The following is a 26,388-nucleotide window of genomic DNA, read 5'->3' on the forward strand; positions in this document are numbered from 1 at the left end:
GAAAACCTCCTTGCAGATACGCTTTGCTTTACAGATTTGCTTTGATGAATGCTGCGGTCTTTTCCTCCACGGCGGCACGGGCTGCCAGCGTGGCAAAGTTGTGGCCGCCGCCTGCAATGGTGTCCACATCGGGTGCGGTGTACACCTGTGCGTAACGGTTGCAGGTGCCCTCGTCCACCAGACGGTCATCGTCGGCGCGCAGCAGCAGCACCGGGCCGTTGTAGCCCTTGGCCTCGGTAAAGGGGTCGGGGTGCTTTGCCATCTCGTAGTTAAAGGCCATCTTGTAGCACAGACCCTCCATGTCGGCGTAGTCCTTGCCGGTCTGCATAATGCCGTCGGCGCGCTGGGCGCAGCCGAACCACATCCCGGCGCCCGGGCACAGCAAAATCAGGCCGTGGGGCTGGATGACCGGTGCGCAGGAGGCAGCAATGTAACCGCCCATGCTCTGGCCGGAGAGGAACAGCTTTTCGCTGTCCACATAGGGCTGTTCAGCGGCCCATGCAAAGATATCCTGTGCATCGGTGTGCAAGCCGTCAAAGCTCATATCCTCGAACTCGCCGTCGCTCTCGCCGTTGCCGTAGAAATCGAACCGGGCGCTGCCGATGCCCTGCGCTGCCAGAGCGCGGGACAGATGGGTGTACATGGACTTGTAGCCGCTGCAGCTGCCGGCAAAGCCGTGCAGATGCACCACAAAGGGTACCTTGCCCTCGGTGTCGGGCAGGGTCACGATGCCGCGCAGGGTGTGGCCATTGCGGTTTTTAAACTGAACCTGTAAGATTTTCATGGTTTACTTGCTCTCCTTTGCGGCGCGGCGAGCCTTCAGCTCGGTCAGCATCTCAGCAGTCTTCTGCTTGGTCAGGGGGTAGACAAAGAACAGGATGGCAACTGCAATGCCGTAGCCCAGAAAGTAGATGCCGGTGTAGCTCTTCCAGATGGCGTTCACAACGCCTGCGGTCTGCACAGCGCCTGCGGTAACGTTGTAGCCGATGGCACCCAGCACAAAGCTGGACAGGCTGCCGGAAATGGCGCTTGCAAGCTTGCGGAAGAAAGAGTAGGTGGAGTAAACGATGCCCTCGTTGCGCTCGCCGGTCTGCAGCTCGTGGTAGTCGATGGCGTCGTTGACCATAGCCCAGATCAGCACCTGCATGCCGGAAGCGCCCAGATAGCAGATACCGTTGATGACGATGAAGGCCACGGGGTTGTGGACGGGGAAGAAGAACAGGATGCCGAACACGATGGCGGCAAAGCCGGCGCCCATGCAGCACCACTCCTTCTTGCCGAACTTGTTGGCCAGAGGCTGGGTGATGGCAAAGGACAGCACAGCGTACAGCACGCTCAGCATACCGGAGACAGCCTGAATTTTAACGTTGCCGAAGAAGTCCTTATACAGGTAGGTGTTCAGACCGTTGACCACGGAAGCACCGATCATGCCGGTCAGGCTGAAGAACATAACGCCCAGCAGAGCCTTATTGTGAGAGATCTCCTTGAGCACATGCAGGTAGTTCAGCTTTTCGCCCTGCGGACGCTCGGGCACTTCCACGCGCTCCTTGCACCATACGCAGGTGATCTGCAGGCACAGCAGACCCAGCATAGCGCAGATGCAGGCCAGCATCAGGAAGCGGCCAGCCACGGGCTGGTTGTCCACATACAGGAACAGGGGGCCGACCATGACCATAACGGTCATGAAGATGGTGCCGCCAAGGCTGCGGTAGCGGGACAGTGCGGTGCGCTGGCTGACATCATCGGTCATCACGCTGGACAGAGTACCGAAGGGCACGTTGACGCAGGTGTACAGCGCCTCGTACAGAACGTAGGTGACGAACATGTAGGCCAGACGCAGGCCGTAGTTGATATTCCCTACATTGACAAAGCCAAGTATGCACAGCACTGCCATGGGGAAGGAGAAAGCGCGGATCCACGGGATGAACTTGCCGCCCTTGGTGGCCTTGCGGGAGTCCACGATGGCACCGATGATGGGGTCATTCACGGCGTCCCAGATCTTGGTGATCAGCATCAGGATACCCACGTGGAAGGGGTTGACCTGCAGGATCAGGGTGTAGAAGATCGACAGATACATGGCGCGGTACTGCTCGGTGAAGCAGCAGCCCAGATCGCCCAGCGTATAACCGATCTTGTCCTTCATGGAGAAGGGTCGGATGGTCTTTTTCTGGTCCATTGTGTTTTATCCTCCTTAAAAACAGTGAAACCACGAGACTTTTCGCACAAGTCTCTTTTCTACGTTTGCATTATACGTTAATTTTTCATCAATGCATATCCAAAAAATGATTGAAAACTATCGCAAATTGATGTATTATGCAATTATAACAGTTGTACTTTTCTGTTGTGTGCAACAATCTGTTACACATGACAGTTTCATGGAGGACTTTTTGGTGAATTATACAGCCAAGCGTTATCTTTTTGAGCAGAGCGCCGTCCGGGAATTTTATTCCGGCGCGTATTATGATTTGTTTCTGGTCATGCGGGGCAGCGGTGTGTTCCGATGCAGCGAGGTGGTGCTGCCCGCACAGCAGCAGAATCTCATCATCTTCAAGCCCGGTCAGGGCGGCAGACTGGAATACGCCGGTGCTTACGGCCCGCTGGAACTTATTCGGGTGCAGCTGTCCCCCCAGACGCTGGCGCAGCTTTCGGACGCAGATACCGACCTTGAAAAAAGCTTCAACGTGGTGCCCTTTCGGCAGGTGGCTGTGCGCCCGGACAGCCAGATCTATATGCTGCTGAAAAACCTTGCCCGGAAGCTGCTGATGCTCCCGCAGGAGTGCACCCAGTTCGGTGCAGCGGTGTTCGAGCACGGTATTTTGCAAATGTTTGTGGTGCTGGCGCTGCGTGCCTGCATCCATGCGGAGTTCCGCACCGCATCGGTCAGCCGCCACCACCTGATGCTGGACGAGGTGTTTTTGTTTATTCAGGCGCACCTTACCGAGGAACTGACGCTGGAGCGGCTGGAAAAGGAGTTTTTCGTCTCCCGGGAACATATTGCCCGGGAATTCAAACGCCAGACCGGGCAGACGGTGCACCGCTATATCGTAAAGGCGCGGTTAGACCGCTGCTGCACCCTCATCGAGCAGGGGCTGCCCATCACCGAGGTGTACAAGACCAGCGGCTTTGGCGGTTACAACCACTTTTTCCGCGCCTTCAAAAAGGAGTACGGCATGACCCCCAAGGAGTACTTCCACACCACCCGGCAGGACGCCCGGGGATAAATCCGGCAAAAGCAGCGCCGTCTGCGCCTGTGAAAAAAGCCGCCCGGTTCGCATCCGACTTCAGGGTTCGGAGCCCGGCACGGTCTGCCAAAGGTTTTTGGACATAAAAAACGCCGCATCGTACAAAACGATGCGGCAAAAACGAAAGTCTCCTCGGTAGATATTCCTACTGGTTGGGACCCGCGCACGAAGCAACAGCGACGAGTTGCGTTAGCTGATTTTTCCGCAGCCCCTTGGCGGGGCTTTGAAAAATCAGAACGCGGCCCCAACAGCTCCTCCCTGTTTCAGCCACTGGCTGCGGTCGTCGCCGTTGCACTGGGCTGGTTGCTTGCCCTGCCTGCGGCAGGGCCGTGCTGTTCGAATCCCTCTAGGTCCCAAAGCCAGCGTGTGACTTATGTGCACGCAAAAGAAAAGCAGCAGCGTTAAAATTACGCTGCTGCTAAAAGTGGACCTAGAGGGATTCGAACCCTTGACCTCTCGGATGCGAACCGAACGCTCTCCCAACTGAGCTATAGGCCCATAGCAACAATCCGAACCGCTCCCCTTGCGAGAAACCGTTCGGATCGTTTTTATTTGGTCCGAGTGGCGAGAATCGAACTCACGGCCTCTTGAACCCCATTCAAGCGCGCTACCAAAACTGCGCTACACCCGGATATCGCGCTCCGCTTCCCTACCGAAGCGTGGCGACATGAGATATTATACGCATGGAGCGGCCTTTTGTCAACCACTTTCCCAAATTTTTCTCCCACTTTTTTGCAAAAGTATGGTTTTTGGCGTTTGTGCGCACAATTATTTTTCTGCCTCTGCGGCACGGAGCTGTTTGTCTTTTTCCAGCAGCGGTTTCAGGTACTGGCCGGTAAAGCTCTCTGGCACTGCAGCCACCTCTTCCGGGGTGCCCTCGGCCACGATGAGGCCGCCGGCACTGCCGCCCTCGGGGCCCAGATCAATGATATGGTCTGCGCACTTGATGAGGTCGAGGTTGTGCTCGATGACAATGACGGTATTGCCCGCGTCCACCAGCTTCTGCAGCACCTCAATGAGGCGGTGGACATCCGCAATGTGGAGGCCGGTGGTGGGCTCATCGAGGATATAGACTGTCTTTCCGGTGCTGCGGCGGGCCAGCTCATTGGCCAGCTTGACACGCTGTGCCTCGCCGCCAGAGAGAGTGGTAGCGCTCTGGCCCAGGGTCACATAACCAAGGCCCACGTCCAACAGAGTCTGTAATTTCCGGGCGATCTTGGGCTGGTTGGCAAAGAAGACCACAGCCTCCTCCACCGTCATGTTCAGCACGTCAGAGATGGTCTTTTCCTTATACTTTACTTCCAGCGTCTCGCGGTTGTAGCGGGCGCCCTTGCAGACCTCACAGGGGACGTAGACGTCCGGCAGGAAGTGCATCTCGATCTGCAGGATACCGTTGCCCTCACAGGCCTCGCAGCGGCCGCCCTTGACGTTGAAGCTGAACCGGCCCGGGCCATAGCCCCGCATCTTGGCGTCCTGCGTCTGGGAAAAGACCGTGCGGATATCGTTGAAGACGCCCGTGTAGGTTGCCGGGTTAGAGCGGGGCGTGCGGCCGATGGGCTGCTGGTCGATGCCAATGACCTTATCGACAAACTCCAGCCCCTCTACCCCATCGCACTTTCCGGCCCGGCTGCGGGCTCCGTTCAGCTCACAGGCCAGCGTCTTGTACAGGATCTCGTTGATGAGGCTGGATTTGCCTGAGCCGGAAATGCCGGTGACGCAGATGAACTCGCCCAGCGGGAACTTCACGTCAATGTTGCGCAGGTTGTTCTCCCGTGCACCTTTCACCGTGAGGAAGTTGCCGTTTCCGGTGCGGCGGGTCTCCGGGACCGCAATGCGCTTACGGCCCGAGAGATAGTCGCCGGTAATGCTCCGCTTGGCCTTGCAGATGTCTTTCACACTGCCAGCCGCCACGATCTCGCCGCCGTGGACGCCCGCGCCGGGGCCCACATCCACAATATAATCCGCACTGCGCATGGTATCCTCGTCGTGCTCCACCACGATAACCGTATTGCCCAGGTCCCGCAGGTTTTTCAGGGTGGCAATGAGCTTGTTGTTGTCCCGCTGATGGAGGCCGATGGAGGGCTCGTCCAGCACATAGAGCACACCGGAAAGGGCGCTGCCGATCTGGGTCGTCAGGCGGATGCGCTGGCTCTCGCCGCCGGACAGAGTGCCTGCCGCGCGGGCCAGGGTGAGATAATCCAGACCAACGCTCTGCAAAAACTGCAGCCGGTTTTTGATTTCTTTGAGAATCTGGCCGCCGATCTGCTTCTGCTTCTCCGTCAGGTTCGGTTCATTTTCCGCAATGAAGTTCAGCTCATCCCGGATGGACATTTCGCAGAAATCGCTGATGTTCTTGCCACCGATGGTCACCGCCAGCACGATGGGCTTGAGGCGCTTGCCGTGGCAGTCCGGGCACTCCACACCGGACATGAAGCTGCCGATCTCCTCTTTCATCCACTCGCTGTTGGTCTCCCGGAAGCGGCGTTCCAGGTTCTCCACGATGCCCTCAAACGTATTATGGTAGACGCCGCTGCCAAACTCATTGGTGCGGTGCATTTCGATTTTTTCGCCGTTGGTGCCGTAGAGCAGGGCGTTGATTGCCTCGGTGCTCATCTCTTTGATGGGCGTGTCCAGCGTGAAACCGTACTTTTTGCCAAGGCCCAGATAATACATCTCAGCCACAGAGCCCTCGGCATAGTACCAGCCGCTGGCCTTGATGGCCCCCTCCCGGATGGAGAGATTGCGGTTGGGCAGGATGCGTTCCTCATCCACCCGCATGAAAGTGCCCAGACCGGTACACTTCTCGCAGGCACCCAGCGGGTTGTTGAACGAAAACAGGCGGGGCGAAAGGTCGCTGATGGAAATGCCGTGCTCCGGGCAGGCAAAGTTCTGGCTGAACGTCATGCACTCGCCGCCGATGACATCCACCTCGGCGATGCCGCCCGTCAGTGCCAGAGCTGTCTCCAGCGAGTCCGCCAGACGGCCCCGGATGCCCTTGCGGATGGCAAGACGGTCCACCACGATCTCCACGGTGTGCTTGACGTTCTTTTCCAGGCTGATCTCCTCATCCAGATCATAGAGGTTGCCGTCGATCCGGACGCGGGAATAGCCGCCCCGCCGGGCGGCGTCCAGCTCTTTCTGCTGGGTGCCCTTGCGCTGGCGGACGACCGGAGCCAGCACCTGGAACTTTGTCCCCTCTTCCAGCTTGAGCACGGCGTCCACCATCTCGTCCACGGTCTGCTGGCTGATGACCCTGCCGCAGACCGGGCAGTGTGGGATGCCGATGCGGGCATACAGCAGACGGAGGTAATCATAAATTTCGGTCACAGTGCCCACCGTGGAACGGGGGTTGTGGCTGGTGGTCTTCTGGTCGATGGAAATGGCCGGAGACAGGCCGGTGATCTCGTCCACATCGGGCTTATCCATCCGGCCCAGGAACATCCGGGCATAGCTGGAAAGGCTCTCGACATAGCGGCGCTGGCCGTCGGCGTAAATGGTATCAAAGGCCAGGCTGGACTTGCCCGAGCCGGACAGGCCGGTCATGACGATGAGCTTTTCCCGCGGGAGGGTCAAGCTGACATTTTTCAGGTTGTGCTCCCGGGCCCCTTTGATGATGATTTTATCGTTTGCCAAGGTATTTTCTCCCTCTTCTCTGTGTCTGTGCGTGGTTCTGCTTCCGCTCCTGTTCGGCGGACGAATCTGCCGTGGGGTTCTCGCCCCGGCGCAGGCGGTCGATCTGGTCACGCAGGAACGCCGCGTGCTCAAACTCCAACAACTTGGCCGCCTCTTTCATCTCCCGGGTCAGGCGGTCAATGGCGGCCTCCCGCTCCAGCTTGCCCATCCGGCGGGTATTCATTTTGGCGTTCTCGGCCTTATCGCTGATCTCAATGCTGTCCGGGATGGCCTTGACGATGGTTTTGGGCACGATTCCGTGTTCCTTGTTATAGGCCATCTGGATGGCGCGGCGGCGCTCTGTCTCGGTAATGGCGCGGTCCATGCTGTCGGTGATCTCGTCCGCGTACATAATGACAAGGCCCTCGGCGTTGCGGGCCGCGCGGCCAATGGTCTGAATCAGGCTGGTCTCGCTGCGGAGGAATCCCTCTTTGTCCGCGTCAAGGATGGCAACCAGGCTCACCTCGGGCAGGTCCAGACCCTCACGCAGGAGGTTGATGCCCACCACCACGTCGATGGAGCCAAGGCGCAGGTCTTTGATGATCTCCATTCGCTCAAAAGTATCCACCTCGTGGTGCATATATTTGACTTTGATGCCCTGCTCGGTGAAGTAATCCGTCAGGTCCTCGGCCATCTTCTTGGTCAGGGTGGTCACAAGCACCCGCTCCTGGCGCTCGATCCGGGCATTGATCTCACCCAGCAGATCGGTCACCTGCCCCTCCACCGGGCGCACCGAGATGACCGGGTCCAGCAGACCGGTGGGCCGGATGACCTGCTGAGCCACCTGGGTGCTGTTCTGGCGCTCATACTCGCCCGGGGTGGCCGAGACAAAGATCATCTGGTTGAGCTTGGACTCCACTTCCTCAAACTTCAGCGGGCGGTTGTCGAACGCCGAGGGCAGGCGGAAGCCATACTCCACCAGCGTTTTCTTGCGGGCGTAGTCTCCGCCGTACATGGCCCGCACCTGTGGCAGGGTGACATGGCTCTCATCCACAAACAGCAGAAAATCCTCCGGGAAATAATCCAGCAGGGTCGTGGGCATACTGCCCGGGGCACGGCCTGAGAGGACCGCCGAGTAGTTCTCGATGCCCTTACAGATGCCCACTTCCGTCAGCATCTCAATGTCGTAATTCGTCCGCTGCTGGATGCGCTGGGCCTCAATGAGTTTGCCCTCCGCCGTGAATTGCTTGACCTGGGCATCGCACTCCGCGCGGATCTTCTCAATGGCGGCAGCCTTTTTCTCGGCGCTGACGATGTAGTGGCTGGCCGGGAAGATGGCCACATGCTTGACCACGTTCTGTTTGGCACCCGTCACCGGGTTGAATTCGAGGATGCGGTCGATCTCATCCCCAAAGAACTCCACCCGGATGGCCAGGTCGCTCATATAGGCCAGGTAGATATCCACCGTGTCGCCGTGGACGCGGAATTTGTTGCGGGTAAAGTTGATGTCGTTCCGCTCATATTGCAGGTTGACCAGCCGCCGGCAGAGCTCGTCCCGCTCCAGCTCCATGCCGGGGCGGAGGCTGATGACCATGCTGCGGTAGTCGATGGGGTCGCCCAGCGAGTAGATGCAGGACACCGACGCCACAATGATGACATCCCGCCGCTCCGAAAGTGCCGCCGTGGCCGAGTGGCGCAGGCGGTCGATCTCGTCGTTGATGGCACTGTCTTTCTCGATATAGGTATCCGTGCTGGGGATATAGGCCTCCGGCTGGTAGTAGTCGTAGTAGGAGACAAAATACTCCACCGCGTTTTCCGGGAAAAACGAGCGGAACTCGGTGCACAGCTGGGCCGCCAGTGTTTTGTTGTGGGCCAGCACCAGCGTGGGGCGGTTGCATTTTGCAATGACGTTGGCCATGGTAAAGGTCTTGCCGCTTCCGGTAACGCCCAGCAGGGTCTGGCAGCGGTCTCCCCGCTCCACGCCCTCCACCAGCCGCGCGATGGCCTGGGGCTGATCCCCCGTGGGCTGATAATTGGACACCAGTTGAAACGTCTGCTCTGCCACGGCCCTCTCTCCTCTCTAAAACCACAATTAGTTGTTTTCTTCTCCGTGATTATACCACAATTATTTTATAAAGTAAACCATTTGTTCAGTAAGGACGGAGCATCTGCCCGCTCTCAAAATCATAAAACGGCAGACGGCCCTCCTCCCGCATGGAAAAATATTCTGTTTCCGTCAGGATCAGATGATCCCGCAGCTGGATCTTGACCAGCCCCAGCGCCCGGACGATGTTCTCCGTGGCCTGCAGGTCTTCCCGGGAAGGCATCGCCATCCCGTTGGGGTGGTTGTGGCAGAGCACCACGCTGTCGGTGCCGCCCTTAAGAGCCGCCGCCACCACGTCCTTGATCTCAAAACTGACCTTGCTGCTGGTGCCCTCCCGCAGCCAGTACGCGCCCCGCACCCGGCTGCGGCTGTCCAGCGCCATCAGCAGGGCCCGTTCCCGGTCTGCCCCCAGGAATTTACTTTTTAAAAACTCTGCCAGCTGCTCGGTAGTGCGCAGGCAGTTTTCCTCACTGGCGCGGCAGCGGGTATAGTATTTGCAGATTTCGGGCATGAGATGCAGCATCCGGGCCGTGGCAGGCCCCACGCCCTCCACTTTGCACAGCTCCTCTTCCTCCGCGTCCAGCACCCGGGAGAAACTGCCGAACCGCTTGAGCAGGGCGTGGGCCATGACATTGGTGTTCTTGCGGGGGTTCGTCAGGTAAAGGAGAACTTCCAGTGCCTCGTGGTCGGCCAGGCTCTCAAAGCCCTGCTGGGCAATGCGCTCCCGCATCCGTTCGCGGTGCCCCTGATGGAGGTTGTTTTCTGCAGCCATGGTTCGTTCTCCTTTTCTCTGGATTGCTGCTTCTATCGTACCGCATTTTCGGCAAAAGACAAGCCTTACCCGCAAAATTTCCTTGCCAGAGCCCGCCGGGCGTTGTATTATAGTTGTATAAAAATCAAAAGTACCATTTCATCTCTGAAAATAAAGGAACCAAATTCATGAAACAATACACTGCCACCGCCAACGATGAGGGCGTCCGCCTCTCCCGCTTTGTCCAGAGCGTGACCCACGATCTCCCCACCAGCCTGCTCTACAAGAGCTTCCGCAACAAGCGGATCAAGGTCAACGGCAAAAAAGGAGCCCCGGAAGACCGCATCCAGGCCGGAGACCTCATTGAGCTGTACATCAACGATGAGTTTTTCCCGCCGGAGGGGGCCAAGCCCGCCGCAAAGAAGCCGCCCAAAAAGCAGCAGAACCAGCCCAAAGTGACCGTCATCTATGAGGATGAGAACATTGCGGTGCTGTACAAGCCCACTCACCTGCTCTGCCACAGCGACCGCACCGGCGACGCCAACCTGGTGGATGCCTTTACCCAGTATCTGGCCCAGAAAGGCGAGTACGACCCCAGCGGCGAGAACCGCTTCAAACCCGGCATCTGCAACCGGCTGGACCGGGGCACCGAGGGCCTTGTGATCGCCGCCAAGAGCTACGCCGCCCTGCGGGACATGAACGAGATCATCCGCACGGACCTGCTCAAGAAAGAGTACTACACCATCACGGTGGGCATCCCCCAGAGCGGCCGGTTTACCGCCTGGTGGGAGCACGACGAGAAGAACAACAAGGTGAGCATCCACGCCCACCAGTCACAGGACGAGCGCCGGAAGCAGATCATCACGGACGTGGATGTGCTGCGCACCGCCGGGCCGTTTGCCCTCTGCAAGATCGGGCTCATCACGGGCCGGACGCACCAGATCCGCGCCCATCTCGCCTACCTTGGCAAACCGGTGCTGGGTGACATCAAGTACGGCAACCGGAAGATGAACGAGCGCACCGGGGCAAAAACGCAGGCACTGTGCGCCGTGCGGATCAGCTTCCTCGATATTCCGGAAGAAAACACCCTGCACTACCTCTCCGGCAAAGTCATCAAACTGAAAGACCCGCAGATCGTCAAGCAGTTTGATGCGTTGGATAAGGCAAAGCCGGAAGTCCCTTCCACGGAAAGGAGTCATTGACATGAACCTGAACCCCTATTTTAAAAGCGTCCTCGATCAGGACAGAGCTTCCATTGTCCTTTGCGGTCTGGACCATACCATCCTCTACATGAACCCTGCCGCCATCCGCAGCTATGCCAAGCACGGCGGGGCCGCACTGGTGGGCCGGAGCCTTGCCAACTGTCACAACGCCCACTCCAACGAGATGATCCAAACGGTCGTGGACTGGTTTGCCGCCAGCCCGGAGCACAATCTCATCTATACCTACCACAACGAGAAACAGAACAAGGACGTCTACATGGTCGCCCTGCGGGACGAGGACGGAACGCTCATCGGCTACTACGAGAAGCACGAGTACCGTGACCCGGAGACCCTGCCGCGGTATGATTTCACCTGAGGTGTTTTTATCAGCATTTGCAGAACAGCATGGATGCACTGTGAGCGAAAGGAGCCTGTCGTGTTCCCTACCCGTGAAGAGGCGAAAGCTCTGCGGCGGGCGGGACATTTACGAAGTCGTTGACAAAGCACATTCCAAACACGCATAGCGAAAAAGGCACTCCGTGAGGAGTGCCTTTTTCATAGCTTCCGTTTTATTTGTTCTCTTGTGATTTCTGCTGTTCGCGCAGCTTCTTGATCCGCTTTTTCTCGCTTTCCACGCGGGGCCAGGGCCAGGAGAAGCCCTCATTGGCCTTGCACCAGCGGGTAAGCGGGTAAAACGCAAACGCCAGCCCGAAAATGTACAGCAGCAGGTACAGCAGTGCACTCAGGGTGAACAATGCGTCCAGCGCCCCGATGAGGGCCATGACAAAGCCCGCCTTGAGGAAAAACAGACCGTTCTGGCGACAGTATTCCGGGAAGTTTTCGGCCTTGACGGCCTGACGGCCCTGGTCGCCCCAGACACGGGGATTTTTCATGACCGAGTAGCCGTAAAAGACCAGCATCAGGCCGCAGGTGAGCTGAAAGCCAAAGAACATGTTGTACCTCGCTGTTTTGTGTGATTTTAGTCCTCAAACAGAGACTTCATGGCGGGCAGGAAATCCAGCGTTGCAAAGTAGTCACGCGGGGTCTCGGCGCGGCGGATGAGGCGGTGAGAGCCGTCCTCGCAGAGCAGGACCTCGGCACTGCGCAGCTTGCCGTTGTAATTATAGCCCATGGCAGAGCCGTGCGCGCCGGTATCGTGGATGTAGATGATATCTCCGATGTCGATCTTGGGCAGCATCCGGTCAACGGCGAATTTATCGTTGTTCTCGCACAGGCCGCCCACCACATCGTACTTGTGGTCGCAGGGAGCGTCTTCCTTGCCCAGCACGGTGATGTGATGGTATGCGCCATACATGGCGGGACGCATCAGATTGGCCGCGCAGGCGTCCAGACCGATGTATTCCTTATAGATGTGCTTCTCGTGGATGGCCGTTGCCACCAGGGCACCGTAGGGGCCGGTGGTAAAGCGGCCCATCTCGGTAAAGATGGCCACATCGCCCATGCCTGCGGGGACGAGGATCTCTTCAAACTTCTTCCGGACGCCCTCGCCGATGGCCATGATGTCATTCTCGGTCTGGTCGGGGCGGTACGGGATGCCCACGCCGCCGGACAGGTTGATATAGGCAATGTGCACGCCGGTGGCTTTCTGCACCCGGACCGCCAGCTGGAACAGGATGGCGGCCAGCTCAGGATAGTATTCATCCGAAATGGTATTGGAGGCGAGGAATGCATGGATGCCGAAGTTCTTGGCACCCTTGGCGGCCAGCTTCTTATAGCTGTCGATCATCTGCTCCTCGGTCATGCCATACTTGGCGTCGCCGGGCTTGTCCATGACCTGGAAGCCCTCTTCGCTCTCGCCCAGACTGAAAGTGCCGCCCGGGTTGTAGCGGCAGAAGATGTTCTCGGGCACGCCTGCCACCCGCTCCAGGAACTCCACCATGGTGGCGTCGTCCAGGTTGATATAGGCACCCAGCTCATAGGCTTTTTTCATGTCGTCCACGGGGGTCTGGTTGGAGGAGAACATGATGTCGCTGCCGGTAAAACCGCAGGCCTCGCTGAGCATCAGCTCGGTCAGGGAGGAGCAGTCCACACCGCAACCCTCTTCCTTTAAAATCTGCAGAATGACCGGGTTGGGCAGAGCCTTGACGGCGAAATACTCCCGGAAACCCTTGTTCCAGCTGAACGCCTTGTTGATGCGGCGGGCATTCTCACGGATGCCTTTTTCATCGTAGACATGGAACGGCGTGGGCACGTCCTGGATGATCTCCTGGGCCATGGCCTCGGTCAGAAACGGTTTCTTTTCCATAATATACATCCCTCTCATTTTATGGGTAACAGCGGGCCCCATGCCCGTGTTTCAGCATTTTTACAGCTTGAGGTTTTCCCGCGTCGGGGTAAAGGTGGGGATCATCTTGGCCAGCTGTTTCACCACGCCCTCGTCGTTGTGCTCGGCCGCAGCTTCCAGCTCCTGCAGCTGGCCGTAGAACTGGGCCAGGTCGATGCTGCGGGGCGAGGCCACAAAAATTTTGTTGTGCTGGGTGCGGCGCATTTTGTCCTGCTCCTCATCCATCATCAGCTCTTCGTAGAGCTTTTCGCCCGGGCGGAGGCCAACGATCTTGATGTCCATGTTCACACCCGGCTCATAGCCATAGAACCGGATCAGCTGCTTGGCAAGGTCCATGATCTTGACGGGTTCGCCCATGTCCAGCACATAGATGCTGCCGCTCTCGGCCAGTGCCCCCGCCTGCAGCACCAGCTGGGCTGCCTCGGGGATGGTCATAAAGTAGCGCTCGATGTTGGGGTCGGTCAGGGTGACGGGGCCGCCCTTTTTGATCTGTGCCTCAAACAGCGGGATGACGCTGCCATGGCTGCCCAGCACATTGCCAAAGCGGACGGCCACACACTTCATGTCGGTGTTGCCCGCAAAGGTCTGGATGAGCATTTCGCAGATGCGCTTGGTGCAGCCCATGACGCTGGTGGGGTTGACCGCTTTGTCGGTGGAGAGCTGCACCAAGCGCTCCACGCCGTGCTCGCTGGCACTCACCAGCAGGTTCTTGGTGCCCAGCACGTTGTTCTTGACGGCTTCCGCCGGGCTGACCTCCATCAGCGGCACATGCTTGTGGGCTGCCGCGTGGAAGACCACCGTGGGGTGGTAGGTCTCAAACACCTCGTCCAGCCGCTTTTTGTCCCGGATGGAGCCCACCAGCACGGTCACGGGGATGTCCCGGCCATACTTCTGCTGGAGTTCCATCTGGAGCTCGTAGGCACAGTTCTCATAGATATCAAAGATGAGCAGCTTGCCCGGGTGGAATTTCATCACCTGGCGGCAGAGCTCACTGCCGATGGAACCGCCGCCGCCCGTGACCAGCACGGTCTTGCCCGTGAGGTAGCCGGAAATTTTGGCGGTGTCCAGCGTGACCTCCTCGCGGGAGAGGAAGTCCGCCGTGTTCAGCTCACGGAATGCCCCCTGCCCCGGCGCGTTGGCTCCCACCAGCTGCGGGTCGCTCAGGATCTGCACGGCACAGTGGGTGGAAACGCAGAGGTCAATGACATGGTTCAGGCGGCTGCCTTTCAGGGTGGGGATGGCAATGATGATGCCCTGGATGTTGTACTTCTCGCACAGGGCGGGAATCTCTTCCAGCGTGCCCTTGACCGGCACGCCGTGGATGGTCTGGTTGAGCTTGGCGGGGTCATCGTCCACCGCCACCACCGGGTGACCGTAGAGGTCGTTGGTCTTGCAGACATTGATGGCCCAGTTGCCGGCCTCGCCCGCGCCCACGATCATCACCGGGCGGTTGGGGTCCTTGTTGGTGTTGCCCCGCAGCCGCTCCCCCAGCGGGTGGTTCAGGAAGAGCCGCCATGCCAGGCGGCTGCCGCCCACCAGCAAAAAGATGAAGACGGAGGCCATGACATTGGCCGAATTGAAGAGCACGCCATGGATGAGGGTGCGGTTGACCAGATAGACGATGACGGTGGGCACGCCGATCATCCCGGCCAGCCGGATGAGGTCGCGCTCCCCTGCATACTTCCACAGGATGGAGTAGAGCCCCCCTGCCAGAAAGCAGACGAGGTACACGGCCACGATCCAGGGCAGGTTGTGGTAGAGCAAGGCTCGGTTATGGGGCCACCAGGTGGCTTCCACGGCACCATCCGCCCGCAGGAGCAGGGCAAAGTAAAAGCTGAACGCAACGATGACGGCATCCACCAAGAACAGGAACGCGCGCCGGGCAAACACTTTCGGCGGCTGTTTTTTTCTTTCTTTCACAGATAAATCCTCTTTTGCATCAGTGCAGAGCCTGTCCGCACCGTTTTTCTTCCGGGAACTTCCACGAAAGGCACTGGGCCTCCATGGTATCCATTGTATTATACTCGTTTCCCGCCCCGGTGTCCAGAAAATTTCCATTTCCGCTCTGTTTTTCCGGCACTCAGTGCTTTTTTGCCAGCGCGGCCCGCACCTCTTCTCCCAGGCCCAGCGGCCAGGCTGCCACGAGATAGACGGCGCTCATCCCGCCTGCGCAGAGAGCCAGCGCTCCCAGCCGCGGCAAAAGCGCTCCGGCAAACCACCCGGCCAGCCCCTGCCGCAGGGCCACGCCCACGGCTGCAGCCCCTGCAGAAGCCAGCATCGGGGCCCCCAGCCAGCGCCAGAGCCGGAGCTTTGTCTCACTGCTGGCAAGCAGCCGCCCGGTGTTGGCAAGGCAGGTGTAGCAGCTGGACACCAGGATCACAAACAGGAAACCCGGCATCCCATACCGGGGCAGCAGAAGCACCACGCCCACGATCCGCAAGATCGAGTCCCACACGCTGTAGCGGAACGCCGCTTTCTGCTCCCCCATCCCTTTCATGGCACCGTCTACCATGCTCTCAAAATAGAGCAGCGGCATGGCCGGGCCAAGTACCTCCAAATAGAAGCCCGCCTCCGGGCTGTGGTAGAGCGTCTGGGCCAGCGGACAACCCAGCACCCAGAACACCGCCCCGGCCAGGGCGGAGAAATACCCGGTCAGCCGCAGCATCCGGTCAATGAGGGCCTGCAGGCGGGCCGTCTCGCCCCGGATGTGGGCCTGCGTGATCTCCGGCATCAGCAGGACGGAGAGGCTGCCCAGCAGGCCAAACGGAAACGTCAGCAGGGGCAGCGCCATCCCTTTCAGGCTGCCATACTGGGCCACGGCGGCGGCGCGTCCGCCCTCAGCCCCCAGTGCAAGGGCAAGGCAGGCGGGCACCAGCATGTTCTCCGCCGTGTGCAGGGCGCTGGCAAGGCACCGCCCGCCCTCCACCGGCCACAGGATGTCCCAGAGCCGTCTGGCCGGGTCACGGGGGCACCGGGCCTTTTCCCCGGCAAAGCAGCGCCGGGCCTCCCGGTGGTAGAACAGGAGCATCATACAGGCCGAGACTGCCTCGCTCAGGGCCGTGGCCGCCAGCACCGCGGTGCACTTTCGGCCGTGATCCCAGCCCCGTAAGATCCCCTGCTCCAACACCACATAGACGACCCCGATGCGGACGGTCTGTTCCGCCAGCTGGCTGAGCACGTTGGGCTCCACTCGCCGCCGGGCGATGAAGAACCCCCGCAGCACCGCCGAGACGGCCATCCAGGGCATCCCGAATGCTGCCGCCCGCAGAGCGCCCGCGGCCCGGGCGTCTCCCAGCCACCAGGCAGCCGCCAACCCTGCCAGCCCGAACTGCGCCACCATGGCAAAGGCCCCCAGCCCAAGGCCCGCTGCCAGCAGCCGCGCCAGCATTCCCCGGGCTTCGGCCCTGCCGCGGCTCAACTCCTCGGCCATGAGGCGGGTAGCCGCCACCGAGACGCCCGCCGTGGCCAGCGTAACGAACAGGGCGTACACCGCCAGCACCAGCTGGTACAGGCCCATTCCCTCACCGCCCAGGGCATTGGCCAGATAAATGCGCAACCCCATGCCTGCCAGCCGGAGCAGGACATCCGCCCCGGTCATCAGGGCCGCATTCTTCAGGTAGCTCTGCCGCATGGCGCGCCTCCTTTCCCCGCCAATGCACAAACGGGGAGGTTTTGTTTACTGTATGCGGCAAAACAGCCCCTTTATGCGCTTTGCAAAAGATGAGCGGCGTCGTGGGTTGTTTCTCTCCCACTTTTATGGTATGATATGTGTTGGTCACATAAGGGCGGTTCGCGCCCTTTGATACAAAATGCAAGGAGGAAGCGCATTCCCCTACGGCAACGCCGCCGGAGTGCGCAACGAGAGAATGAGCGAAGAATGCACCCATGACTGCTCCAGCTGCGGAGCAGCATGTTCTTCCCGCAATGCCGCGCCTCAGCACGACGCACCCAACCCCAACAGCAGCGTCAAAAAGGTCATCGGCGTTGTATCCGGCAAGGGCGGCGTTGGCAAGAGCATGACCAGTGCCCTGCTGGCCTGCGCCATGGCCCGCCGCGGCTACCACTGCGGCGTTCTGGACGCCGACATCACCGGCCCGTCCATCCCCAAGCTGTTCGGCATCCATGGCCGTGCCATGGCCGACGCGCAGGGCTGCTGGCCCATCCAGAGCCGGATGGGCATTGACGTCATGAGCATCAACCTGCTGGTGGAGAACGAGGAAGACCCCGTGGTCTGGCGCGGCCCCGTCATTGCAGGCGCGGTGAAGCAGTTCTGGACCGATGTGGTCTGGAAAGACGTCGATTTCCTGTTTGTGGACATGCCTCCGGGAACCGGCGACGTGCCCCTGACGGTCTTCCAGAGCCTGCCCGTGGATGGCATCGTGGTGGTGGCAAGCCCGCAGGAGCTGGTGAGCATGATCGTTGCCAAGGCCGTGAACATGGCCGAGATGATGAAAGTGCCCATGCTGGGCCTGGTGGAAAACATGAGCTACGTTGTCTGCCCGGACTGCGGCAAGCACATCAATGTGTTTGGCGACAGCCATGTGGACGAGGTGGCCGCCAAGCACGGCCTGCCCGTGCTGGCCAAATGCCCCATCGACCCCGAGCTGGCGCGCCTCTCTGACGCCGGCCTCATTGAGACCTACGGCGGCCAGTACCTGGAGGGTGCCGCGGACGCCTGCGAGAAGCTGCTCAAAAAGTAAAATTTCATCTTCCCGCTGTTCTGCCCCCTGCAGGATGGCGGGATTTTGTTATTTTTCGGACGGATTTGTCCATAAAAGTCTTTCTTTTGCAGCCTCCGCTCACTTTAGAAAAGAAGATTTTTTGCCTGTTTCCGCACAGTTTTCCTTTTTTGTGAAGCGTGTTCATCTTTTATCCTGTTTTTTTGAAAGATTTTCGCAAAATATTCGCACAGCCTCTATTGTAAATTGCCCCGCAAAGCTTTATAATAACAAAGTGCTCTGCGGCAGACGTGTGCCGCAGAGGGGAAAAAGCCTGCACAGGGCGAATGTGCGTTTGGCCCTGTACTGCTGCAATATAGAGGAAAAGGAGTATTCTGTTATGTTGACGAATGAATACCTGAAGCGCGTTTACGATGGCCTTGCACAGCGCAATGCCAATGAGCCTGAGTTTCTGCAGGCAGTCCGCGAGGTTCTGGAGAGCATCCAGCCCGTGGTGGAGAAGCACCCCGAGTACGAGAAAGCCGGCCTGATCGAGCGTCTGGTCGAGCCCGAGCGCGTCATCAGCTTCCGTGTGCCCTGGGTCGATGATCAGGGCAAGGTGCAGGTCAACCGCGGCTACCGCATCCAGTTCAACAGCGCCATCGGCCCCTACAAGGGCGGTCTGCGCTTCCATCCCTCTGTCAACCAGGGCATCCTGAAGTTCCTGGGCTTTGAGCAGACCTTCAAGAACAGCCTGACCACCCTGCCCATGGGCGGCGGCAAGGGCGGCTCTGACTTTGACCCCCACGGCAAGAGCGACATGGAAGTGATGCGCTTCTGCCAGAGCTTTATGACCGAGCTGTACCGCCACATCGGCCAGTTCGTGGACTGCCCCGCCGGTGATATCGGTGTCGGCGGCCGCGAGGTCGGCTACCTGTTTGGCCAGTACAAGCGCCTGACCAACAGCTTCCAGGGCGGTATGCTCACCGGCAAGGGCCTGACCTTTGGTGGTTCTCTGGCCCGCACCGAGGCTACCGGCTACGGCCTGTGCTACTTCACCGCTGAGGCGCTGAAGTGTATGCGCAACGACAGCTTCAAGGGTAAGACCGTGGTCATCTCCGGTTCCGGCAATGTTGCCATCTACGCCTGCGAGAAGGCTACCGAGCTGGGCGGCAAGGTCGTGACCATGTCCGACTCCAACGGCTATGTCTATGACCCCAACGGCATTGATCTGGCTTACGTCAAGGACCTGAAAGAAGTCCGCCGCGGCCGCATCAAGGAGTATGCCGAGACCCACAAAGACGCAACTTACGTTGCAGACTGCACCAAGGTCTGGACTGTCCCCTGCGACATCGCCCTGCCTTGTGCAACCCAGAACGAGATCAACAAGGAGTCCGCTGAGGCTCTGGTCAAGAACGGCTGCACCGTGGTCTGCGAGGGCGCAAACATGCCCAGCACTCCGGACGCCATCGAGGTCTATCTGGCAAACGGTGTCCTGTACGGACCCGCAAAGGCTGCCAACGCCGGCGGCGTGGCTACCTCCGGCCTGGAGATGAGCCAGAACTCCGAGCGCCTGAGCTGGACCTTTGAAGAAGTCGATGCAAAGCTCAAGGGCATCATGGAGGGGATCTTCCACGCCAGCTATGACGCTTCTGTTGCCGCTGGTTCCGAGGGCAACCTGATGGTGGGCGCAAACTGCGCTGGCTTCCTGAAAGTTGCTACCGCCATGATGGCTCAGGGCATCACCTACTAATTATTCTCGCATTTTTGAGAGCTGCACCCCGCCGGGTGCGGCTCTTTTTGTTTGTGCGGTTTCGTCCGTTTGGGGAGCTTTCTCTTCGGACACGAGGACGAGTTGCGGCTCCCAGCATCCGCTTCGCTTGCGCTTGCGTTTTGCTGGCCGCGGCCCCAACAACAATTCCCTGATTCCGCCACTGGCGGCGGTCATTGTTGTTGCAGGCCATTCCATCGCCCGCTCGATTGCCTGCGGCAACAGGGTCCCACCCCAGCGGACGGTCCTCAGAGAAACTCCCCGCACTGACATGCATAGCGGGATGCAGTTTTGTCCATACTCTTTTTATCACAAAAAGAGAGGTTTTACCAATGGACGAGAAGATGTTCTGTTTCCAGTGCGAGCAGGCGGCCAATGGCTGTGCCTGCGTGGGCAATGCGGGTGTGTGCGGCAAATCGGCGGAGACGGCGGACGCGCAGGATGCACTCACCGGGGCGCTCATCGGGTTTGCAGAGCTGCTGGTGGAGCTGGGCCAGCCCATCCAGCCGCCGCAGGCACTGCTGTTATTGGAGGGATTATTCACCACCATCACGAATGTGAACTTTGACCCCGAGACGGTCCGCCAGCTGACGGAAAAGGTCTGGGAGGCAAAGAACGCTGCCTTTGCCACAGCCTGTCCTGCTCCGGCCCCGGTGGGCGATTACGACATGAAACAGCTGTGGCAGGAGCCGGATGAGGACATCCGCAGCCTGAAATCCACGGTGCTGTTCGGCCTGCGGGGCATGGCGGCCTACACCTACCATGCCCGGGTGCTGGGGTACACGGACGGCGAGATCGACACGTTTTTCTGCACCGCCCTCTCCACGCTGGCCCACGAGCAGGACAAGGAAAAGCTGTTCCAGCTGGTACAGGAGACTGGCCTGATGGCCTACCGGGTGATGGAGCTTCTGGACAAGGCCAACACCACCACGTTCGGCGACCCGGAGCCTGTGGAAGTGCCCCTGACCATCCAAAAAGGGCCATTCATCGTCATCTCCGGCCATGACCTCTATGATATGAAATGCCTGCTGGAACAGACAGCGGGCAAGGGCATCAGCATCTACACCCACTCGGAAATGCTGCCCGCCCACGGCTACCCGGAGCTCAAGCAGAAATACCCCCACCTCAAGGGCAACTTTGGCACGGCGTGGCAGAACCAGCAGCGGGAGTTTGAGGACATCCCCGCGCCCATCCTCTTCACCACCAACTGCATCATGCCCCTGCGGCCCAGCTATGCGGACCGGGTGTTCACCACCTCGGTCGTCTCCTACCCCGGCATTGTGCACATCGGGGAAAGCAGGGATTTCTCCCCCGTCATTGCCAAAGCGCTGGAGCTGGGCGGCTATGAGAAAGACACCCTCGTCCCTGGCATGAACGGCGGAAGCACCGTTGCCACCGGGTTTGCCCGGGATGCAGTCCTGCACCACGCGGGCGAGATCGTGGAAGCCGTCAAGGCCGGGAAGATCCGGCACTTCTTCCTGGTGGGCGGCTGCGACGGCACCCGCCCCAGCCGCCGCTACTACACCGAGTTTGCCAAGCTCACCCCGCCGGACACCGTGCTGCTGACCCTGGCCTGCGGCAAATTCCGGCTCAACGACCTGCCGCTGGGCACGGTGCCCGGCACCGGCCTGCCCCGCATCCTGGACGTGGGCCAGTGCAACGACGCCTACAGCGCCATCCAGATCGCGCTGGCGCTGGCGGACGCCTTTGGCTGCTCGGTCAACGAACTGCCCCTCTCCATCATCCTGTGCTGGTTTGAGCAGAAAGCCGTCTGCGTGCTGCTGGCGTTGCTGGCGCTGGGCATCCGGGGCATCCGCCTTGGCCCTACCCTGCCGGCTTTCCTCTCCCCGGGTGTCGCTGCCGCTTTGCAGCAGAAATACGATCTGAAGCCCATCACCACCCCGGAGGCCGATCTGGCCGCCTGCCTGGGCAGTCACGCCGCAGACTGAGGCGGAAAAAGTCATCCTTTTCCCCACTGGGCCTATCTGTTTTTCACAAGAAGAAACGCCAATGGTGCACCAATGTTTGTTGCACCTCACACTTGAACAATCTTCACGAACCAGTATAATAGTTCTATCGGAACAACGGCGTTCCAGCAGGGTCTTCCCGACTCTGTTGGAGCGCCGTTTCTTTTTGTTTCCGGTTGTGCTGCGGAGTGTGCCGCAGTGCCATAGAGAGGATTTTTCAAGAAAAAGGATGGGAAAGGCAATGGATAATTTTACCGAGCAGACCTCGCCCCTCGGCCTGTACGATCCCCAGTTTGAGCACGATGCCTGTGGCATTGGCGCTGTGGTGGATATCAAGGGCCGCAAAAGCCACCAGACTGTCAGCGATGCGCTCTGCATCGTGGAACAGCTGGAGCACCGCGCCGGCAAGGATGCAGAGGGCAAGACCGGCGACGGCGTGGGTATCATGCTCCAGATCAGTCACAAGTTTTTCTCCAAAATTGCAGACGAGATGAACATCCGCCTGGGCAACGAGCGGGAATACGGCGTGGGCATGTTCTTCTTCCCCCAGAACGAGCACCTGCGGGCACAGGCCATGAAGCTGTTTGAGCTGGTGACCCGCAAAGAGGGACTGGAATTTCTGGCCTGGCGCGAAGTGCCCGTGAACCCGGACGCCGTGGGCCAGAAAGCCCGTGACTGTATGCCCGCCATCTGGCAGTGCTTCATCAAAAAGCCGGCCAAGGTGAGCAAGGGCATTGATTTTGACCGCAAGCTGTACATTGTGCGGCGGGTGTTTGAGCAGGCCAGCAACGGCACCTATGTGCCCAGCCTGTCCAGCCGCACCATCGTATACAAGGGCATGTTCCTGGTGCACGACCTGCGGCTGTTCTACGCCGACCTGCAAGACCCGGATTATGAATCCGCCATCGGCATGGTGCACAGCCGTTTCTCCACCAATACCAACCCCAGCTGGATGCGTGCCCACCCCAACCGCTTTATCCTGCACAACGGCGAGATCAACACCATCAAGGGCAACACGGACGCCATGCTGGCCCGCGAGGAGACCATTTCCTCCTCCATCATGCGGGACGATATGAACAAGATCCTGCCCATCATCAATACTTCCGGCTCTGACTCCGCCATGCTGGACAACGCGCTGGAGTTTATGGTGATGAACGGCATGGACCTGCCGCTGGCCGTGATGATCACGATTCCCGAGCCCTGGGAAAACAACAAGAACATCAGCCAGAAAAAGCGCGATTTTTACCAGTATTACGCCACCATGCTGGAGCCTTGGGACGGCCCTGCCGCCATTCTCTTCTCGGACGGCGACGTGGTGGGTGCCGTGCTGGACCGCAATGGCCTGCGCCCCAGCCGCTATTACATCACCAAGGACGGCCGGATGATCCTTTCCTCCGAGGTGGGCGTGCTGCCCTGCGACCCCGAGAACATCCTGGTCAAAGATCGTCTCCGCCCCGGCAAGATGCTGCTGGTGGATACCATCAAGGGCGAAGTGGTGGACGATGAGAAGCTGAAAGAATACTACGCCAGCCGCGAGCCCTACGGTGAGTGGATCGACCGCAACCTGGTGGAGCTGAAAAACCTCAAGATCCCCAACACCAAAGTCCCCAGCTACACCGGCGAGGAGCTGACCCGCCTGCAGAAAGTGTTCGGCTACAAGTATGAGGAGATCAACTCCCTCATCCTGCCCATGGCCCGGCTGGGTGCCGAGCCCTCGGGTGCCATGGGCACGGATACCCCGCTGGCTGTCCTGAGCGAGCAGCACCCGCCGCTGTTCAACTACTTCAAGCAGCGGTTTGCCCAGGTAACCAACCCTCCCATTGACGCGATCCGCGAAAAAGTGGTCACTTCCACCAGCGTCTATGTGGGCACCCACGGCAACCTGCTGGAGGACAAGCCTGAAAACTGCAAGGTGCTGAAAGTCCACAACCCCATTCTGACTTCCACCGACCTGCTCAAGATCAAGTACATGAACGTGCCGGGCTTCAAAGTGGCCACGGTGTCCATCAACTACTATAAGAACACCAGTCTGGAAAAGGCCATTGACCGGGTCTTCCTGGAAGTGGACCGTGCCTACAAGGATGGGGCCAATATCATCATCCTCTCGGATCGCGACATTGATGAGTACCATGTGGCCATCCCCAGCCTGCTGGCGGTCTCCGCGGTGTCTCAGTACCTCATCCGCACCAAGAAGAGCACGGCACTGGCCCTGATCCTCGAGAGCGCCGAGCCCCACGAGGTGCACCATTTTGCCACCCTGCTGGGTTACGGTGCCTGCGCCGTCAACCCCTACCTGGCCCACGAGACCATCGGCCAGCTCATCGACGAGGGCCTGCTGGACAAAGACTACTACGCTGCCGTGGACGACTACGACAAGGCCATCCTGAACGGCATCGTCAAGATCGCCTCCAAGATGGGCATTTCCACCATCCAGAGCTACCAGAGCAGCCAGATCTTTGAGGCAGTGGGCATCTCGAAAGAGGTCATCGACAAATACTTCACCGGCACGGTGAGCCGTGTGGGCGGCATCGAGCTGGAGGACATTCAGGCCGATGTGGAGGCCCAGCACAACGCCGCGTTCGACCCGCTGGGCCTGGACATCAACATGGAGCTGGAAGACGGCGGTGCCCACAAGTTCCGCAGCGGCAAAGAAGAGCATCTGTTCAATCCCCAGACCATCCACCTGTTCCAGAAAGCCTGCTGGACCAACGATTACGGCACGTTCAAGCAGTTTACCAGTGCTGTGGACAGCATGGGCAAAGAGGGCGTGCACCTGCGCAGCCTGCTGGACTTCAACTTTGACCCCAACGGCGGCATCCCGCTGGAAGAGGTGGAACCGGTGGAGTCCATCGTCAAGCGGTTCAAAGCTGCTGCCATGAGCTACGGTGCCCTGAGCAGCGAAGCCCATGAGACCATTGCCATCGCCCTGAACCGTCTGGGCGGCCGGAGCAACACCGGCGAGGGCGGCGAGCCGGAAAAGCGCTACCACAGCGAGAGCAATTCCAAGATCAAGCAGGTGGCTTCCGCCCGTTTCGGCGTCACCAGCAAGTATCTGGTCTCCGCGGAAGAGATCCAGATCAAGCTGGCACAGGGTGCAAAGCCCGGCGAGGGCGGCAACCTGCCCGGTGCCAAGGTGTACCCCTGGATCGCCAAGACCCGCCACAGCACCACCGGCGTGGGCCTCATCTCTCCCCCGCCCCACCACGACATCTACTCCATCGAGGATCTGGCCGAGCTCATTTATGACCTGAAGAACGCCAACCGCCACGCCAACATCAACGTCAAGCTGGTCAGCGAGGCAGGTGTTGGCACCATTGCCGCCGGCGTCGCCAAGGGCGGCGCACAGGTCATTCTGGTCTCCGGCTACGACGGCGGCACCGGCGCGGCACCCCGTACCTCCATCAAGAACGCGGGCCTTCCCTGGGAGCTGGGCATCGCCGAGACCCACCAGACCCTGATTTTGAACGGCCTGCGCACCCGCGTCCGCATTGAGAGCGATTCCAAACTGCTCTCCGGCCGTGATGTGGCCATCAGCTGTATGCTGGGCGCTGAGGAATTCGGCTTTGGTACCTCCCTGCTGATGTGCGAGGGCTGCGTGATGATGCGTGTCTGCAATCTGGACACCTGCCCCATGGGCATCTGCACCCAGAATCCCGAGCTGCGCAAGAATTTCAAAGGCAAACCGGAGTATATCATCCACTACCTGACCTTTGTGGCGCAGGAGCTGCGGGAGTACATGGCCAAGCTGGGCGTCCGCACCATCGACGAGCTGGTGGGCCGTACGGATCTGCTCCATGTCAAGCCCAGCGCGCCGGGCAGCCGTTCCGCCAAGATGAACCTGGACTGCATCCTGCACAACCCGGCCATCGTCAACAGCAACGTCCACTTTGTCAAGGAGGACACCTACGACTTCCATCTGGAAGATACCCTTGACATGAAAGTGCTGATGAAGAAGTTCAAGCTGAACAGCAAGAACCCCCAGAGCGTGGCCCTCAATGTCAGCAACACCGACCGCGCTTTTGGTGCCATCTTTGGCAGCGAGATCACCCGCAAATACGGCAGTGACCTGCCGGACGATGTGTACACCGTCCGCTGCAACGGAGCCGGCGGCCAGAGCTTTGGCGCGTTCATTCCCAAGGGCCTGACCCTGCGGCTGACCGGCGACTGCAACGACTACATGGGCAAAGGCCTTTCCGGCGGCAAGATCATTGTCCGCCCGCCGGAAAACGTGACTTACAAGCCCGAGGAGAACATCATCACCGGCAACGTGGCCCTCTACGGTGCCACCTCCGGCAAGGTGTTCGTCTCCGGTGTGGCCGGTGAGCGCTTCTGTGTCCGCAACTCGGGTGCTACCGCCGTTGTGGAGGGCGTGGGCGACCACGGCTGTGAGTACATGACCGGCGGCACCGTGGTGGTGCTGGGCCAGACCGGCAAAAACTTTGCAGCCGGCATGACCGGCGGCATCGCCTATGTGCTGGATGAGAACTGGGATTTCTACCAGCGGGTCAACAAGGAGACCGTCAGCCTGGAGCCTGTGGAGCACAAGTATGATGTGGCCACCCTGAAAGAGCTGATCCGGGAGCATGTGGAAGAGACCGGCTCCCCCCGCGGCAAAGAGATCCTGGACAACTTCAGCGAGTTCCTGCCCAAGTTCAAGAAAGTTCTCCCCTACGATTATGACCGGATGCTCCGGGTGATCGCCTCGATGGAAGAGCGCGGTCTGGACGGAGACCAGGCACAAATCGAAGCATTCTATGCCGTGCAGAAGAAGTAAGG

Annotated in this window: 17 protein-coding genes and 2 tRNA genes; 7 read left to right on the forward strand and 12 right to left on the reverse strand. The window is 59.6% G+C overall.

Features of this window, described 5'->3' with window-relative positions:
- Window positions 1-28 precede the first annotated feature (28 nt).
- Together C4N22_RS01650 and C4N22_RS01655 are read right to left on the reverse strand one after the other, a co-directional pair.
- Window positions 29-784: an alpha/beta hydrolase family protein gene (locus C4N22_RS01650; protein WP_097793439.1), complete on the reverse strand. Its 756-nt coding sequence runs from the start codon at window positions 782-784 to the stop codon at window positions 29-31.
- A gap of 3 nt (window positions 785-787) precedes the next feature.
- Window positions 788-2,176, reverse strand: a complete 1,389-nt coding sequence (locus C4N22_RS01655) for an MFS transporter (RefSeq protein ID WP_112147772.1) — start codon at window positions 2,174-2,176, stop codon at window positions 788-790.
- Window positions 2,177-2,390: 214 nt separating this feature from the next.
- On the opposite strand from C4N22_RS01655, the gene C4N22_RS01660 reads away from it, so the two are divergent.
- Window positions 2,391-3,221, forward strand: coding sequence for a helix-turn-helix domain-containing protein (locus tag C4N22_RS01660; protein ID WP_242980918.1), 831 nt, complete (start codon window positions 2,391-2,393; stop codon window positions 3,219-3,221).
- A 446-nt stretch (window positions 3,222-3,667) separates the two neighbouring features.
- Here the strand turns inward: C4N22_RS01660 and C4N22_RS01665 are convergent.
- The 5 genes from C4N22_RS01665 to C4N22_RS01685 form a co-directional block, all read right to left on the reverse strand.
- Window positions 3,668-3,740: transfer RNA gene (locus tag C4N22_RS01665), tRNA-Ala, on the reverse strand.
- A 55-nt stretch (window positions 3,741-3,795) separates the two neighbouring features.
- Window positions 3,796-3,873, reverse strand: a tRNA-Pro gene (locus C4N22_RS01670).
- Between the two features lie 137 nt (window positions 3,874-4,010).
- Window positions 4,011-6,875, reverse strand: coding sequence for an excinuclease ABC subunit UvrA (gene uvrA, locus C4N22_RS01675; protein ID WP_112147774.1), 2,865 nt, complete (start codon window positions 6,873-6,875; stop codon window positions 4,011-4,013).
- On the reverse strand, window positions 6,862-8,919 hold the full coding sequence (gene uvrB / locus C4N22_RS01680) for an excinuclease ABC subunit UvrB (protein WP_112147775.1): 2,058 nt from the start codon (window positions 8,917-8,919) through the stop codon (window positions 6,862-6,864). Before uvrB ends, uvrA begins: the two co-directional genes overlap by 14 nt.
- A gap of 85 nt (window positions 8,920-9,004) precedes the next feature.
- The gene (locus C4N22_RS01685) at window positions 9,005-9,730 is read right to left on the reverse strand and encodes a JAB domain-containing protein (RefSeq protein WP_022257724.1); all 726 of its coding nucleotides are present in this window, start codon (window positions 9,728-9,730) and stop codon (window positions 9,005-9,007) included.
- 167 nt (window positions 9,731-9,897) lie between these two features.
- On the opposite strand from C4N22_RS01685, the gene C4N22_RS01690 reads away from it, so the two are divergent.
- Together C4N22_RS01690 and C4N22_RS01695 are read left to right on the forward strand one after the other, a co-directional pair.
- The gene (locus C4N22_RS01690) at window positions 9,898-10,911 is read left to right on the forward strand and encodes an RluA family pseudouridine synthase (protein ID WP_112147776.1); all 1,014 of its coding nucleotides are present in this window, start codon (window positions 9,898-9,900) and stop codon (window positions 10,909-10,911) included.
- A gap of 1 nt (window position 10,912) precedes the next feature.
- Entirely contained in the window at window positions 10,913-11,287 is a 375-nt protein-coding gene (locus tag C4N22_RS01695; protein WP_112114751.1) for a PAS domain-containing protein, read from the forward strand.
- Between the two features lie 193 nt (window positions 11,288-11,480).
- On the opposite strand, the gene C4N22_RS01700 is transcribed toward C4N22_RS01695, so the two are convergent.
- The 4 genes from C4N22_RS01700 to C4N22_RS01715 form a co-directional block, all read right to left on the reverse strand.
- Window positions 11,481-11,864, reverse strand: a complete 384-nt coding sequence (locus tag C4N22_RS01700) for a hypothetical protein (protein WP_112147777.1) — start codon at window positions 11,862-11,864, stop codon at window positions 11,481-11,483.
- Window positions 11,865-11,890: 26 nt separating this feature from the next.
- Window positions 11,891-13,177 carry a diaminopimelate decarboxylase gene (locus C4N22_RS01705; protein WP_112147778.1) on the reverse strand — a complete coding sequence of 429 codons (1,287 nt, stop codon included), beginning with the start codon at window positions 13,175-13,177 and terminating at the stop codon, window positions 11,891-11,893.
- 60 nt (window positions 13,178-13,237) lie between these two features.
- Entirely contained in the window at window positions 13,238-15,136 is a 1,899-nt protein-coding gene (locus C4N22_RS01710) for a nucleoside-diphosphate sugar epimerase/dehydratase (protein WP_112114748.1), read from the reverse strand.
- Window positions 15,137-15,296: 160 nt separating this feature from the next.
- A complete protein-coding gene (locus C4N22_RS01715; protein ID WP_112147779.1) occupies window positions 15,297-16,847 on the reverse strand; it encodes an oligosaccharide flippase family protein in 1,551 nt (516 codons plus the stop codon).
- 235 nt (window positions 16,848-17,082) lie between these two features.
- On the opposite strand from C4N22_RS01715, the gene C4N22_RS01720 reads away from it, so the two are divergent.
- Together C4N22_RS01720 and gdhA are read left to right on the forward strand one after the other, a co-directional pair.
- Window positions 17,083-17,916 (forward strand): Mrp/NBP35 family ATP-binding protein, encoded by an 834-nt coding sequence (locus tag C4N22_RS01720; protein WP_181566962.1) that lies wholly within the window; start codon window positions 17,083-17,085, stop codon window positions 17,914-17,916.
- 358 nt (window positions 17,917-18,274) lie between these two features.
- The gene (gene gdhA, locus C4N22_RS01725) at window positions 18,275-19,627 is read left to right on the forward strand and encodes an NADP-specific glutamate dehydrogenase (protein WP_112147780.1); all 1,353 of its coding nucleotides are present in this window, start codon (window positions 18,275-18,277) and stop codon (window positions 19,625-19,627) included.
- Here gdhA and C4N22_RS12825 read toward each other — a convergent pair whose 3' ends face one another.
- Window positions 19,628-19,867 carry a hypothetical protein gene (locus tag C4N22_RS12825; protein WP_181567146.1) on the reverse strand — a complete coding sequence of 80 codons (240 nt, stop codon included), beginning with the start codon at window positions 19,865-19,867 and terminating at the stop codon, window positions 19,628-19,630.
- A 110-nt stretch (window positions 19,868-19,977) separates the two neighbouring features.
- Here C4N22_RS12825 and hcp point away from each other — a divergent pair, with 110 nt between their 5' ends.
- Both hcp and gltB read left to right on the forward strand, forming a co-directional pair.
- Window positions 19,978-21,594: a hydroxylamine reductase gene (gene hcp, locus C4N22_RS01730; RefSeq protein WP_112114746.1), complete on the forward strand. Its 1,617-nt coding sequence runs from the start codon at window positions 19,978-19,980 to the stop codon at window positions 21,592-21,594.
- Window positions 21,595-21,853: 259 nt separating this feature from the next.
- Window positions 21,854-26,386: a glutamate synthase large subunit gene (gltB, locus tag C4N22_RS01735; protein ID WP_112147781.1), complete on the forward strand. Its 4,533-nt coding sequence runs from the start codon at window positions 21,854-21,856 to the stop codon at window positions 26,384-26,386.
- The last annotated feature ends 2 nt before the right edge of the window (window positions 26,387-26,388 follow it).

This window comes from Faecalibacterium prausnitzii, from assembly GCF_003287495.1.
Classification (GTDB): domain Bacteria; phylum Bacillota; class Clostridia; order Oscillospirales; family Ruminococcaceae; genus Faecalibacterium; species Faecalibacterium prausnitzii_I.